The sequence below is a fragment of the Sagittula salina genome (assembly GCF_017813235.1).
Taxonomy (GTDB): domain Bacteria; phylum Pseudomonadota; class Alphaproteobacteria; order Rhodobacterales; family Rhodobacteraceae; genus Sagittula; species Sagittula salina.
Window position 1 is genome coordinate 63,624 of the sequence record NZ_JAGISH010000010.1, and the last position, 13,865, is coordinate 77,488.

General features: G+C 63.4%; 13 protein-coding genes and 3 pseudogenes. 3 read left to right on the top strand and 13 right to left on the bottom strand.

Annotated elements, in window-relative coordinates; all coding sequences use genetic code 11:
* Positions 1 to 5: 5 nt before the first annotated feature.
* Both J5474_RS16870 and dctP read right to left on the bottom strand, forming a co-directional pair.
* Positions 6 to 1,319: a TRAP transporter small permease subunit gene (locus tag J5474_RS16870; RefSeq protein WP_209362241.1), complete on the bottom strand. Its 1,314-nt coding sequence runs from the start codon at positions 1,317 to 1,319 to the stop codon at positions 6 to 8.
* An 83-nt stretch (positions 1,320 to 1,402) separates the two neighbouring features.
* Complete coding sequence (gene dctP / locus J5474_RS16875; RefSeq protein ID WP_209362244.1) at positions 1,403 to 2,500, bottom strand: TRAP transporter substrate-binding protein DctP; 1,098 nt, start codon at positions 2,498 to 2,500, stop codon at positions 1,403 to 1,405.
* A 298-nt stretch (positions 2,501 to 2,798) separates the two neighbouring features.
* On the opposite strand from dctP, the gene J5474_RS16880 reads away from it, so the two are divergent.
* Entirely contained in the window at positions 2,799 to 3,011 is a 213-nt protein-coding gene (locus J5474_RS16880) for a hypothetical protein (protein WP_209362246.1), read from the top strand.
* Between the two features lie 152 nt (positions 3,012 to 3,163).
* On the opposite strand, the gene J5474_RS16885 is transcribed toward J5474_RS16880, so the two are convergent.
* Genes J5474_RS16885 through J5474_RS16895 form a run of 3 tightly spaced genes read right to left on the bottom strand, consistent with a single transcriptional unit; the run spans position 3,164 to position 5,394 of the window.
* Positions 3,164 to 3,337 carry a hypothetical protein gene (locus J5474_RS16885; protein ID WP_209362248.1) on the bottom strand — a complete coding sequence of 58 codons (174 nt, stop codon included), beginning with the start codon at positions 3,335 to 3,337 and terminating at the stop codon, positions 3,164 to 3,166.
* On the bottom strand, positions 3,334 to 4,464 hold the full coding sequence (locus J5474_RS16890; RefSeq protein WP_209362251.1) for a YeeE/YedE family protein: 1,131 nt from the start codon (positions 4,462 to 4,464) through the stop codon (positions 3,334 to 3,336). Before J5474_RS16890 ends, J5474_RS16885 begins: the two co-directional genes overlap by 4 nt.
* Before the next feature lie 3 nt (positions 4,465 to 4,467).
* The gene (locus tag J5474_RS16895; RefSeq protein WP_209362253.1) at positions 4,468 to 5,394 is read right to left on the bottom strand and encodes a sulfurtransferase; all 927 of its coding nucleotides are present in this window, start codon (positions 5,392 to 5,394) and stop codon (positions 4,468 to 4,470) included.
* A 315-nt stretch (positions 5,395 to 5,709) separates the two neighbouring features.
* On the opposite strand from J5474_RS16895, the pseudogene J5474_RS16900 reads away from it, so the two are divergent.
* Both J5474_RS16900 and J5474_RS23305 read left to right on the top strand, forming a co-directional pair.
* Positions 5,710 to 6,042 (top strand): annotated as a pseudogene (locus tag J5474_RS16900) (transposase); the annotation flags it as partial.
* Positions 6,043 to 6,287: 245 nt separating this feature from the next.
* Positions 6,288 to 6,695 (top strand): annotated as a pseudogene (locus J5474_RS23305) (integrase arm-type DNA-binding domain-containing protein); the annotation flags it as partial.
* 298 nt (positions 6,696 to 6,993) lie between these two features.
* On the opposite strand, the pseudogene J5474_RS16915 reads toward J5474_RS23305, so the two are convergent.
* The 8 genes and pseudogenes from J5474_RS16915 to J5474_RS16950 all read right to left on the bottom strand — a co-directional run.
* A pseudogene (locus J5474_RS16915) lies at positions 6,994 to 7,347 on the bottom strand (hypothetical protein); the annotation flags it as partial.
* Positions 7,250 to 8,503, bottom strand: coding sequence for a site-specific DNA-methyltransferase (locus J5474_RS16920; protein WP_209362255.1), 1,254 nt, complete (start codon positions 8,501 to 8,503; stop codon positions 7,250 to 7,252). The gene J5474_RS16920 and the pseudogene J5474_RS16915, both read right to left, overlap by 98 nt.
* A 420-nt stretch (positions 8,504 to 8,923) precedes the next feature.
* Positions 8,924 to 9,352 (bottom strand): DUF6362 family protein, encoded by a 429-nt coding sequence (locus J5474_RS16925; RefSeq protein WP_209362258.1) that lies wholly within the window; start codon positions 9,350 to 9,352, stop codon positions 8,924 to 8,926.
* Positions 9,349 to 9,555: a hypothetical protein gene (locus J5474_RS16930; protein WP_425342896.1), complete on the bottom strand. Its 207-nt coding sequence runs from the start codon at positions 9,553 to 9,555 to the stop codon at positions 9,349 to 9,351. Before J5474_RS16930 ends, J5474_RS16925 begins: the two co-directional genes overlap by 4 nt.
* Complete coding sequence (locus J5474_RS16935; protein WP_425342897.1) at positions 9,552 to 10,088, bottom strand: crossover junction endodeoxyribonuclease RuvC; 537 nt, start codon at positions 10,086 to 10,088, stop codon at positions 9,552 to 9,554. Before J5474_RS16935 ends, J5474_RS16930 begins: the two co-directional genes overlap by 4 nt.
* A 385-nt stretch (positions 10,089 to 10,473) precedes the next feature.
* Positions 10,474 to 12,840 carry an AAA family ATPase gene (locus J5474_RS16940; RefSeq protein WP_209362260.1) on the bottom strand — a complete coding sequence of 789 codons (2,367 nt, stop codon included), beginning with the start codon at positions 12,838 to 12,840 and terminating at the stop codon, positions 10,474 to 10,476.
* The gene (locus J5474_RS16945; RefSeq protein ID WP_209362262.1) at positions 12,837 to 13,595 is read right to left on the bottom strand and encodes a hypothetical protein; all 759 of its coding nucleotides are present in this window, start codon (positions 13,593 to 13,595) and stop codon (positions 12,837 to 12,839) included. The genes J5474_RS16940 and J5474_RS16945 overlap by 4 nt, the downstream gene beginning before the upstream one ends.
* The gene (locus J5474_RS16950; RefSeq protein WP_209362264.1) at positions 13,595 to 13,795 is read right to left on the bottom strand and encodes a DUF6511 domain-containing protein; all 201 of its coding nucleotides are present in this window, start codon (positions 13,793 to 13,795) and stop codon (positions 13,595 to 13,597) included. Before J5474_RS16950 ends, J5474_RS16945 begins: the two co-directional genes overlap by 1 nt.
* Positions 13,796 to 13,865 lie beyond the last annotated feature (70 nt).

A 13,865-nucleotide genomic window follows, 5' to 3' on the forward strand; every position in this document is an offset into this window, starting at 1 on the left:
GTGCCTCAGTTCCCCCGCGCGATTTCACGGATGTCTTTCGACAGTTTCGAGATGCCCTGCAGCACCAGCAGCAGGCCGCCCAGCACCATCACCCACTTCATCGGCCATAGCGGGACTTCCCACTCGTTGAAGCTGATCTCGCCCCATCGGATGTTCGAATCGGTCCATTGGCTCAGGCCGAAACCGCCCAGCATCTCGCCCATGCCGATCTGTCCGCGCGCCCAGTCGGAAACGACCGCATTGCCCGAGGGAACCGCGATGGCATCCATGGCAAAGATCCACGACGTCGCCAGCAGCGTGCCCGCGAAGATGAAGAAGAAAACGGAAGTCAGAAGATCGACCCATGCCTTTTTCTTCTTCGGCAGAGGAGCATAAAAAATGTCCACGCGGACGTGGCTTTCGGTCAGCATCGCGTAGGCACCGGCGATCAGGTATTGCATCCCGAACATCAGGTACATCGCTTCGTGGGCCCAGTTTGTGGGCGATCCGAAGACATAGCGCGCGATCACTTCGTAGTAGTAGACAAAGACCGCGATCACCGCCCAGTAGGCGACGAATTCACCGCAGAAAAGCGACAGCCGATCAATCCAGTTCTCGGCGTAGTCGCTGTCGTGCTTGGGGCCTTCTTCTGCCTCGGCGGCAAGCAGTGCCGCCTCCGCGTCAGAGATTTCCTCATGCGCGGGCAATCCCGCATTGGCCCGTTTCACCAGTCCCGGCAGAAGCACGAGGTCGATGGCGAGCAGCGCGAGGATGACATAGAAGGCATAGCCCGCCGCATCGCGCCAGTGCGCGCGGGTCTCGGCTGCCTGCACCTGCTGCGGACCAATGGCCTCCAGCGTGGCGCGTGCTTCTTCAAGGCGCGTCTCGCCCTTGGCGATGGTTTCCTGAGCTCGCGACAGGCGGCGCTCTGCGGACTTCTGCGCGAAGGACCCCGCCTCCGCCTCGTCGAAGGTTGCCTGTAGATCGGCCAGACCGGCCTGCGCTTCGGACACGCGACCTTCTTCGCGGTCGATCGTGCGCTGTGCCACTCGTAGCTCGTTGTCAAAACCCGACAGCACGGTGCGCGCATCGTGCGCCTGCGAATTGGCGTAGAGGATGAAGAGGAAGACCGGAATGTAGACCAGCCCCCAAAGGCTCTTGAGGTAGAACCTGTGCAGCCCCAGAATGCCGCCGGTGACGGCGATCATGTAGGCAAGCGGCAGGGTGTATCGTTTCTGTTGCGGCTGCGGTCTTCGCGACAGGACCATCGCGACGACGGGAAAGACGATCAGTCCTACCCAGTACAGCCAATGCGGCAGCGTAAAGCTGAGCCCCGGCATTGCGTCCTCTTGTGTTTTCTTGAGTCGTAAATAGCCGCCCGGGGGACATCCCCCCGGGCGGCGGTTCAGTCTTGTTCAGCGGCTCAGAGCTTCAGCTCCAGCCCCTCCGTCAGGCCCGGATCCACGTAGCCCAGCGAACCGGACATCATGTAATCCAGCTGGATCTTGAAGACGCGCGCGGCGTTCGGATCGCGGTTGGCATAGTCGAACCAGATCGGCACGGCGATCTCCGTCATCAGGTCGACGTCGTCCTGGGACAGGCGAGTGACCTCTGTGCCGTCGGCCTCGAACTTGGCCCAGGCCTCCTGATCGGCGGCCTGAATCGCGGCGTAGTGCATGTCCGAATAGACATGCGTCTCCATCTCGATGAATTGCTTCATCTGTGGCGAAAGAGCGTCCCATGCCGCCTGGCCCACGGTGATGTCCATGATGTCGACCGGCTGGTACAGCGACATGAAGCCCGGAGGACCCATGACGATGTAGTTGGTCACCTGGCTGAACCCGAGGGCGTAGTTCACCGCCGGCCCCACATAGTCGGCCACGTCGATGGTGCCCTTCTCCAGTGCCGGGAAGATCTCCGAACCGGGCAGAACAGTGGTTTCAGCGCCGACGGCGTTGAAGACTTCGGCCACCATGCCACCGGGAAGGCGCATCTTGCGGCCCGCGAAGTCGTCGATGGAGCGGATCGGCACCTTCGAGTGGATGATGTTGGCGTCGTGGTGCACCGGCCCGACAAAGTGCATCCCCTGCGCGGCATAAAGCTCGCGCGCGATGTCGATGCCGCCGAGGCCATAGTAGAAGGTGTCGAATTCCGACGGCTGCCGCAGGCCAAGCGGGATCGATGTCAGGAAGGTCGCCGCCGGAATGATGCCCTGCGCGTAGATGGTGAAGGGGTTCACCGCGTCGAGCACGCCATTCTTCACCGCGTCATAAAGCTGGAAGTCGCCAACGACGTCATTGGCCCCGAATGGCGTGAAGCTCAGCTCGCCCCCGGTCTTTTCCTCGATGGTGCCGCACCAGTCCTTGAAGATCTGAAGTCCGGCGCCGCCGGGCCAGCTGGTCTGGATCTTCCAGTTTGTGCCCTTGGCCTGCGCCCCGGCGATATGAGGCGCGGCAAGGGTCGCCGCCCCGGCACCCGCAAGGGTACGCAGCGCCGCGCGCCGCGTCGTGATCTTTGTCATGCTATCTCCTCCCAAATCGGTATCGACGCGCCGCAGTTCGAGCGTTGCTCCGCCGATTGCCTCACGGTAATGATATTTCAAGGATTTGGTACAGACTTTTTGCCAATTTCGCCGGTTAGGGACAACATGTCCTTGTCGGGTTCAATCAGGTTGCGAAAACTACCCATTTTGACCATAGATCCAGATGTCTCCGAACAGTCCCCATCGGCAAGGTGGCTCGCCCAAACCTAGAGGCGCGCCGTACTCTCAAAATTACAGCGCGGTACGATGCGGCTTGCAGGAGGCGCCCGCCTCGGACATGGACAGCGACAGAACAGCCCAATTCATCTACAATAAAGGCGGCTGTGCGGACGATGCGTTGGCCGAGGGCGTTCCGGCCGATCGGCTCTGGCAATCGCTCGCCGCAGTGCAGGCGAGCCACATGCATCCTGTCAGCAACGCGATCTGGAACACCGCAAGGGGGAACCTCCCCGCCCGGGTGATGCTCCGGGGCTTTTTTGCGCGCTGCTAAGGGGGCGTCGTGACACAGACAGGAAAGGGGACATCAAGACGAAGCTGCCCCATTTGCACTGTGATAATCGAACCATCCGGCCTCGGGCCGTCCGCCTTGCGCATCGGGACTGAGGCCTGCACACTTCAGTAAATGAGGCCCTCACAAGTCCCTTACTCCGCTGGCGGCAGGCTGGCACAATGGGCACCGCTAGCGGCGCTTCCGGACCCCAGCGCCAGCAGCGGTGGCGCCCTGAACGGGTTGAGCGGGTCGCTCGCCGCAATGTCGAAAGCAAGCAATCCGCCCAACAGAGCCAGTGTCAGCGCAGCAATGAAACGACGGGTCATGACCGCGCCTCCAGCCCCAGCACCGGGCGCAGCCGCACCCCGAGGAAAGCGCCGGCAAAGGCCGCGACAAACCACGCCCAGCCGTGCAGAGAGCCGGTGGAAATGCCCGAGAAGAAGGCGCCCACGTTGCAGCCGAAAGCCAGTCGCGAGGAATAGCCCAGCAGGAAGCCCGCGATCACCGTCGCGACCCACGCGCGTGGGGGCAGGCTCGGCAGCCCCGCACGCAACCCACCACGCCAGGCCGCGATGAGGAAGGCGCCGACGATGATCCCGATATTGGTCAGTGAGGTCACATCGGTCAGCAACGATTGCGCAAGCCGATCCTGGTTCGCCTCTGCCGCCCAGAAGGCCGAGCCGGAGAGCTCGCCCCCCAGCGCCACCGCACCCTTTGCCGCCCAGAGTCCGAGGCCGTACACCACGCCCCAGGGCTGCCCGGCTACCGCGAGGTTGGCCAGTGCCAACGCCGCCAGCAGCACCGCCGCGATCCACAGCCTGCGCGGGATCGCGCGACCGCCCGGCCGGGCCACCGCCCAGACGATGCCAGCCGCAGCGGCCAGCATGGCAAGTGTGACCGCCAGCCCCGCGCCGCCCTCGAGCGCCACCACCGGCAGGGTGCCCAGCCCCGTCCACCAGAACAGATGCGTCGCCCCCGCAAAACTGCCGAGCGCGAAAAACGGCAGCGCCATCAGGCTGACCGGATTGCCGGAGCCCGCGTTCACCAGCGTGCCCGAACCGCAGCCCATGACCACCTGCATGGCGGCGCCAAAGACAAAGGCGCCGCCGACCATGGCCCATCCAACAGGCGCATGGGCGCCCACGACCGAGCCCCCTGCCCCCGACAGAATCGGGAAAGCCACAACCGCGACCAGCGCGATGGACAGCAACTGTGCCAGCGTGCCACCCGCCTCGCGCCGCGTGATCAGCGCGCGCCACGGCCCGGCAAAGCCGAAGCGAAAGCCTTCGAGCACCATGCCGAAGCCCAGCCCGATGGCCAGCAGCAGGCCATACCGCCCCCCCGCCAACAGCGCCACCGCAGCGATCAGCACCAGCGCACCGGCGACCAGCCCGGCCCGCGCGAAGGGAGCCCCGCGCGACGCTCCCGGCCCCAGATCAGACGAGACGGCCATGGATCAGAACACGTTCTTGATCTGGATCCACAGGTAGCGGACCGGTCCGGGCACGTTGGCCATCTCATGGCCCGCGTTCGACCATCCGACCATGCTTTCCGGGTAAAGCTTGGCGTCCAGCCCGGCCAATTCGCTCATCGCAAACCAATTCGTGGCCGCCCAGTGACCAGTGTTGCAGAAGGAGACAAGCGGCCCTTCCAGTCCCGCCTCCTGCGCCAGCGCGCGCGCCGCTCCCGCGTTGACGATGCCCGGCTCGTCGCCGAACCACGACGAATGCACGAAGTAATCTGACTGTGGCAGGGTGCCGGGGCGCGCCGCCGCCGGGTGCGCCTCTTCGCCGTTCCAGAAGCTCTCGGGGCGGGCATCGACCAGCCGCGCCTCGGTGCCGCCGGCGATGATCGACTGAACCTCTTCGGTGGTAGCGGTCCAGGTGTCATCCCAGCTCAGTTCCACCGCGCTCGCCTCGGGCGAGACGGTGTCCTGTGACAAGCCGAGGTTCGCCGCGCTCCACGCCTTGAGGCCGCCGTTCAGGATGGCGAGGTCTACGAAGCCCAGCGACTTCAGGGTCCAATAGACCCGCGCGGCGGCACCGAAATCGGTCGCATCCTTGCCTTCGTATGTGATCACCAGCGGCTCGCCCGGCTCCAGCCCAAGCCTGTTGACGGTTTCCTGCAACGCGTCGAGTTCCGGCACTTTGCCGGGGTTGTCCTCGGGACCGCGGAACAGCCCGTAGGGCGCATTGACCGCACCGGACACGTGGCCCTTGGCGTAGCTTCCATCGCCCTCCGCGGCGCGAATGTCGATGATCTGGGTTTCTCCCGCGGCAAGCGCAGCGTCCAGCTCGGCCGGGGCGATGAGCGGCCCATCAAGGGCGGCCGCGGGAAAAGCGGTGGCGATCGCAAGCAGCGAGGATACGGCGGTGATCTTCATGTCGGCTCTCCGGAAATGGCGTTTCGCAATGACATCGTCCGGCGCCCCGCCGGGATCAAGCGTGTGCCACTCTGCCGACCGCTGCCGGCGCGAACATACGTACCCTTGGCCCTTCGGAGGCAGGACCGACGCGGGTCTTATCCGTTATGGGAAAACACCCGTTCCTCACGCGCCCCTCCACGCCGGTAGGATGTCCTTTTTTCTTCCGATGGGGCGATGGCTCCAAGTCGGTCCGGGCCCCTAGGGTCAGGACCCATTGATTCTTGCGTAGGGGGGTGATTCACGGTTCGAAAACCGAAAAACCGATCGGTGAACATGTCTGATCTCTTCTGGCTTACAGACGCGCAGGTGGCGCGTCTTGAGCCCTTCTTTCCAGGATCTCACGGTAAACCCCGCGTCGATGATCAGCGTGTGTTGAGTGGGATTATCTTCATCAATCGCTATGGCTTGAGGTGGCGCGATGCGCCTACGGAATACGGCCCGTACAAGACGCTCTACAACCGTTGGAAACGTTGGAGCGACAAGGGCCTCCTTGACCGGATGATGGCGGGTCTGGCTGCCGAGCACGGCGAGCAGAAGACCGTCATGATCGATGCGACCTACCTGAAGGCCCACCGAACAGCGACCAGCATGGCCGCGAAAAGGGGTCGGACACTTTTCTCAAGATTTCAGGGATTTTCGTGGCGTCTAGACTCGATCCGAAACGCCAAAACAGCCGAATTGCGGAGTGAGTCATTCCCTCCGCCAAGGCCATGTTATGACACGTTTTATTCAATCATGCGAACTTGCGCAAAGCCCTGCAAACGCGGGGCTTTTTCTTTGTCTGAGGGTCTTGTGGATTTCATTCGTTTTCACATGTTCGCTTTTCTTGCGTGGTATGAATGGTGGTATGAATGGCGGCGCTATCCGGCAAGCTGACCAAGAAGCTGGTGGAGAACCTGGGCGCGGGGCGTCATGGCGATGGCGCGGGGCCGTATCTGGTGGTGGACCCGTCCGGCGTGCGGCGCTGGATTGTCCGGGTCACGGTGAAGGGTCAGAAGAACGCCATGGGCGCGCCGCTGCGCACCGACTTTGGCCTGGGCGGCGCGGATGTGGTCACGCTCAACACCGCGCGCGAGCGGGCGCTGGAATACCGGCGCATGGCAAAGGCGGGCCTGAACCCAAGGTTGAATGCGTCGCGCGCGGTGCCGACCTTCGAGGAACTGGCGCAGCAGGTTCACATTGACCGGATGCCGACTTGGAAAAACGCCAAGCACGGCGCGCAATGGCTGAACACCTTGCGCGACCATGCCTTTCCCAAGATTGGCCGGATGCCGGTCGATGCCATCGGGCAACCCGAAGTGTTGATGTGCCTGTCGCAATCGCTCATCTGTCCGGCAGTCACGAACAGACCAAGCGGGCGCCCCTGGCTATCGCAGATTGCGTGCAGTTTGGTCCCTCTCGGGACATTGCTGCGCAATGCCCTGCCGGGCAGTGGTTCATGCCGCCCTTGGTGCGACCGATCAGGCGTCCATGCCCCCCCTTTGCCGATGGGCATCGCACAACCGAGAACGGCTGGCACGGATAGCCCGCAGTGACGATGTCCACCGCGCCGCGCCATGGTCGGCCATCGAAGGTTCCAACGTCGTCCCAGACAACAGCCTGATCCAAGGCCGCGTCTTCCATCCGCGCCACGAGAGTGGCTGCGGCGAAGGTTTCCCGTTCGACATGGCCCACAGTTCGGTATCCAGGGATGGCGATGGAGAGCCCGAGGTCGATGCCGCCAGCTCCGGAACAGAGCGAGAGGCCGGACAGGCATGCGTCATCGGCTCCGGAAGCGCGTCCGGAGGAAGGTAGAGCCAGGTCATGCATCGCCTCACGCGTCTTTGGTCTTGATTTTGTTGAACGTCTCATCGGAGCCAAAGAGAACGGCGTCCTTGCCCGTGAACTGCTGCCACCGCTCCACGGCGACATCGACGTAAGCTGGATTGAGTTCGATCCCGTAGCAGACGCGACCCGTCGTTTCGGCCGCGATCAACGTCGTCCCGGATCCCATGAACGGCTCGTAGACCGCTTGACCCGGGCTTGAGTTGTTCAGGATTGGCCGACGCATGCATTCGACGGGCTTCTGGGTCCCGTGCACGGTTTCAGCATCCTGATCTTTGTTTGCGATCTGCCAAAGCGTTGTCTGCTTGCGGTCGCCAGCCCAGTGGCCCTTGCCGGTTTTCTTCACGGCGTAGAGGCAGGGCTCATGCTGCCAGTGGTAATCGCCACGGCTCAGCACCAAGCGATCCTTGGCCCAGATGATCTGGGAGCGGATGTTGAAGCCGGAGGCCTCAAGGCTGTCGGCGACCGTGGTCGCGTGCAGTGCCCCATGCCAGACATAGGCGACGTCGCCGGGGAAAAACGCCCAGGCCTCGCGCCAGTCGGCGCGGTCATCGTTCAGCACCTTACCAGTGCGCTTGGTCGCTGCTGCCCCTGCTTTGTTTCGCCAGCCAGGATCGTATTCGACGCCATAGGGCGGATCGGTCACCATCAGGAGCGGCTTCACATCGCCCAGCAGATGCTCGACAGCTGTGGCAATTGTCGCGTCACCGCAGAGTAGCCGATGCTTGCCGAGCACCCATAAATCACCGGGTTGGCTGATCGGAGTTTCAGGTGCCTCTGGAACATCGTCCTCACCCTCTCGGGACGCAGTTTCAGGATCGACCTCTCCAGCCAATAGCGCCTCGAGTTCAGCGTCATCGAAGCCAATGAGCGACAGGTCGTAGTCCTCGGCCAGTAGGTCGTTCAGTTCGGCCGACAGCAGCGCCTCATCCCAGGTCCCGAGCTCGGTCAGCTTGTTGTCGGCGATCCTGTAGGCCCGGCGCTGCGCCTCAGTCAGATGGCCCAGCACGATAACCGGCGCTTCGGTCAGCCCCAACTGCGTCGCGGCCAGGACGCGCCCGTGGCCTGCGATCAACTCGCCGTCATCGGCGACCAGGCACGGCACGGTCCAGCCGAACTCCGCCATGCTGGCGGCGATCTTCGCGACCTGATCCGCGCCATGCATCTTTGCGTTTTTCGCATAAGGCTGGAGCTTGGCCAGCGGCCAGGTCTCAATCGCGTCCGGGGCAAAGCTCAGGGTCATGCTGGTCGGTTCGCCTCAATGGGGTGGATACCCTGGACTCCGGACACCGGCAGCAAGCCTGGACTCCGCAAAGGGTCCAGCGGCCACCGGACGTGTCCGAGTCCAAGAGTTTGTTTTATTATGGTTTTCAGAAGATCGCGGGTGGATGCCCGCCGGGGTGGCTTCCCAAAAAACCGGCCCTGTCGCTGGCGATATTGCGCGCTTCGCCCGCCCGTATAGTTTTACGGCCAGGAAGGACCCGTAAAGTCAGTGGGTTAGCCTCCTTGACCCCGGCTGGATTCTTCGGTGGACCCCGGAAGCCAGCGGCGCGGGCCGTCCCGCGCGCGCCTCTCCCGAGTATATCCCTTTTCTACCCCCCAGCCGGGCTTTCTGTCTCATCGAAAACTGTCCGGCGGACACTTTCCTAGTCGCTGCGGGCGCTTACGCGCCAGAGGCCAGTTCAATCACGCGGCGCTTCGACATGTTGCGGTTGAACCGTCGCCTGTTGAGGGTCAGCGCGATGACAGAAATCCCGAATTGCCAATGCTGGTGGGCGGCAGAGCGCTGCAAACCGACCGCCCAGCAGATCTCCTTCCACCGTTCGCCATGAGCCTTCATCCAGACGATCTTTCCGTCGATGGGTTCGAGGCAGGCGGTCCAGGTCAGCGTCTCCTCCATCCGGCTGATCGCCTGCGGCGAGGGCAACACGCGCATGGGCTTCGGCTCCTGGCCCACCTTGTCGGCGAAGCTGTAGACCATCTCGGGCCATGTGCTGAAATACCCCTGCCTGCGTGGCTCTGGCAAGCGCTTCAGAACGAAGGCGGCCTCGGCCAACCGTTCCTCCACGAGGTCGGGCGTCCAGTCCGTCATTGCGACACCTCCCGATCTCGCGAGCACTGCCCGTACAGCTTCTCGCCGAGTTGCCGGACCAATTCTCGCTCCGGCCAGGTCAGGCGGTGGTCGTCGATGGCCACGGCCAGCAGGCCTTGCTCCTGCCAGCCATCGCGCTTCACATCGTCGGGGCTGCGGCGATGCCCGCCATAGCCCTTGGGCACAAACCGCATGCCACTCATTGCATGCCCCCCTTGGTCTCCAGCGCCCAGAACAGGATCGCGATGGCGTCTGCCTCGTTGTCATCGGCCGGGCTGAAGCCGCGTGCCCGGGCAGATGCGATCATGGCCTCCTTGTTCGCGTTGCCCTTGCCGGTTGCGAACCGCTTGATGGTGCCGACCGGCACGCCCTCATAGGGTGCACCGCGCAACTCGGCCCATGCGGTCAGGGTGGCCATCAGGCCCCCATAGACGTGGGCTGCGTCGGTACCTGCGTGGCGGCGGACTTCCTCGAACCAGATTGCGGCGATGGGTCCGGACAGCCGGTCCAACTCGCCCAGCCAGTTGCTGAAGCGCAGGTAGCGCATGCCGCCGCCGTCGAACCGGCCGGGACGGAAGGACACGGTGCCGCTGGTGATCAGCCCATCGGCACTATGCAGGGCCCAGCCTGTTGTCGTGCCGAGATCGAGCGCGAGCAAGGTACGGTCGGCGCGGAAAGCAGGCGGCAGATCGGGGATTGCCTCCCGCATCCTGGTGGTCAGAGTCGCTTCAGCCATCGTGGTCTCCTTTTAGGGTTGGCTGCGGGGGTGGAAGACGACGGCGGTCTTATGCTTGGCGGTACGGGCCGCTGTAGTCGGATCGGAATGTGCTGGGAGCGTCAGAGCCCGCGCGCACGGATACCCCTCGACGTATGGGAGGAGAGGCCAAACCTGCCGGTTGGCCTCCCCATACGTAGTATGGGGGCTTTCATTGTTCGTCCTCCAATCAGTGTAAGATGCTGAATTCATTCGGGTTTCTAGGACGAACAGAGGACGTACAAGAGGACGAACATGTTCGACCTCTTTTTGCTCCAAGTGGTTGATTTCATTGAATTGAGGACGAACAACGGCGGAGGACGAACATGTTTGTCCTGAGGTCGAACAGAGGACGTACAAGCCAAAATCAGGCATTTTCACCCTCCCGGATCGACCAATCGGAAGGATCTTCGAGGTCCATGCACTGCCCGTTGGAGGGCGATTTATAGTGGCTCGGGACGATCGGAATGACGCTGTCCAGGACCTCTCCGGTCTCCGGATCGACCCGGCCCTTGCGGCCGAACACCATGCCTTCGGCGCAGAGGTAGCCGAAGCGCGACCGGACCACGGAGTGGCCGAATGTCGTGCCGTCGCGCAGGAAGCGGATGTCGCCTTTGGTCGCCAGCACGTTGATGCGGTCGCGGATCGTGAACTGGCTTCCAAGGCCGCGCTGGTTCTCAAACGCCTCGCGAAACTGGGTCGAGGTGTAGAGTTTGCCCTCTGCCGCCTCGTCGATCAGGATCGACAGGATGACATCGCGCTTGCGATCCCGCTCGGCGTCATGTTTCGCGCCGACCTCCTGGCGCACCAGCCGCTCGTTCATCGGGTTGATCTCGACCCATTGGCCGCCGACCTTGTCGATCACCTTTGGCGGCAGCGCAGGGCCGTTCCTGAGCTCGATCTCCAGTTTTCGTTGCGAGCAATCCTCGTCGGGCCGGTGCAGGATCAGGCCGGAGGTGTAGAAGCCGCGCAGCGCGCTGGCGCCGGAGAGCGCAAGGAACGGATCGTCCTTTACCTGCTGCTTGCTGAGCTTCTTGGTGTGGTGGATCAGGATGACCCCGCAGTCGGGATCGATATGGTCGCGCAGCACCTCCACCCGTTCCTTCAGGAAGAACATCATGGCGGTGTTGTCGTTTTCGCCTCCGCCATCAGGCCCACCGTCGAAGAGGTTTCGGATCGGGTCGACGCAGAGGATGTCCGGCGGCGCATCGGGGAAAGCCGTCTGGACAGCGCGGGCAACCCGCACGCTTCCTTCGTTGTCGAGCAGCATCTTGAGCTTGGGTGTGGCGACGAAAGTATCACGCGCAGCGGCCAACACCTCTGGCGGGAGGGCAATCTGCTTCAGCCGCTCGCGCAGGTAGTGATACTGGATCTCGGCCTGCAAGTAGAAGATCCGCAGCGGCCGCGGCGGGGTGAAGTCGAGGAACGGAACGCCCGCAGCCATATGGACGAGCCAGCTGATCAGCAGATCGCTCTTACCCACCTTCGGCGCGCCACCCAGCACCAGCAGCCCGCCCGGCGTCAGCACGCGCGGCGCAATGATGTCCTGCGGCATGGGGCTCTGGTCGTCCAGCAGCGCGCCCAGCGTAAAGGCGGGCATCTCCTGCGGCCCCGGTGCGCCGGAGTCCAGGCGGATCAGCGGCGGGCCGTATTTCTTGACATGCAGTTCCCAGAGCCGCTCGGATTCCCGCTTCAGCCGTTCGACGGGCCACTGGGGTCGCAGCATCGCGGCGTTGTAGCCACAGATGCCTTCCCAGCCCTCGTCCTTTGTCATCCGGCCCTCGTGGACCATACGGATGAAATGCCCGATCGCGGCTGATGCCCCTTCGAAGCGGGACCAATCGTCCTGCGCACCCTCGCGCACGGGCGTGACCAACACATCGTCCATTGCCGGTTTGTCAGGATGGGTGAAATCGGGCTTGAGGGACACGCCCGGCGCGGGCGGCATGTCGGTCACGGCTTCGATGAACTCGGCCAGATCGCGTTCACGGTCATCGTTCAGTTCGACAATCCGAACCTGCGTCTTGAGGCTGTTCTTGTAATAAACGCTGCCCGCCATCCGGATCGGCTGGTGTGCGGAACGAAAATGCATGTCGCCACCGACCTTGGCCGCGATGTCGCCGCGCAGACGGCAGACACGGGCGATGTCGTCGCCCTCAGCGGGCTCGGTCAGCGTCCACCAGATGTGCGCTTTGCGCTGTCCCTCCGGTGTCACACCGCCGCTTTCCACTACCATGGTCGGCGACCCAAGGTGACGCTCAAGATGGGCGCGCTTGGCAGCGATATCGCCGGTGTCGAGATCGACCACAACGGTCTGCATCTGCAGGATCTCGGCGGCCTTGGCTTGCCCGGGCGCGGCCACGGTGCCGGGGATCACATAGACAGCTGCGCCCTCGCGTGAGGCCCATGTGGCGAAGGTCGCCATCTTTTCGGGGGCGGCCTGATCCGCCTCCAGCCAGATGTTATGCGGGCGGCCATCGATGCCCTGACCCTTGTCGATGAAACTGCGGACCGGGATCAGCCCGTCGCAATAGCCGAAGACGACCTGCATGAACTGGGCGATCTGCTCGGGATCGGGCTCGTCGCCGAAGACGTCGATCTGCGGGGCCGCATCGTTGAAATCGCGCCACGGATTGAAATGGACGATGTTTTCCTTCGGCTTATCTAAAGTTGTGTCGTCGCGCATGGCTGTGTCCTGGTCGGGATCTGATGGATCGCTGGGTTCGTCGGTCATGCCGTAAGGCTCCAACACCGCTCGGCGTGGGCGCAGAACCGACACTCGAAGAAATCGCGATTGGCGGCTATGCGCGGTAGCAACTCGCCCGCGTCGGTCGCCTGCAGGATGCGGACCGCACGATCGGACATGCGCTGTGCAAGATCGGCATCGAAGGGCACCAACTCATGGTGCAGCTCGGCGGTGTCCTTGTTGATAGCGGTGAACAGCGCAGGTGCGGCCGAAATCCCCAGCACTGAGGGCTCCATGTAGGCCTGGTAGATCGCGATCTGCGCGGCATAGACGGGCTTGGAAACCGTGACGCCGTCCTTGACGCAGGCGCGCCAGTTCTTCGCGTTCATGGTCTTGCATTCCCAGAGCGCCGGGGCGGGCATGCCAAGCGCTGCTGGGGCATCGGCGATAATCCCGTCGACGTGGCCCCGGATACGACCGCCCGCGACTTCGAACCCAAACTGGCCGCCATCGCGTTTTTGGGTCACCAGATCAATCCCGGCGGCGCGCAGCCAGCGGATCGCCAGATGCTCGAGCTGATGACCAATGGCGAAGATCCGCAGCGTCTGCCCGCCGAAATCGGCACCCTCATCCTTCGGCGCGCCCGCGAACTCGAACTGCAGCGCGCGTTCGCAGGCGTGGCCCAGACGGGACGCGCCGAGATAGGTCCGGGGCGGTGTGGCCTCGCGTTCGGCAACAAGGGCTGCATCGACCAGCGCGTTGATCCGCTCGGCCATGGAGGGGCGTGGGTTGAAATCCAGCATCAGAACGGGATCTCCGACTGGGCAGCAATCTCGGCCATTTCGGCACGGAACGCCTCTACGGTGATCACGATCAGACGGTGCATGTCGTTCTGGGTCAGCTGGCCCAGCGGCCGGTTCCAACCGATCCGCTCCATCTCTGGGCCGAGCGCGCGCATCACGGCGGGCAGCGCCTGCGTTTCCTCTTCTGTAAAATCAACCATGCTCAATCCTTTCCGAGCTTTGAGTGTGAAAGCCGCCTGGCAGCCCATTGAGCAGAACCAGCGGCGGGTT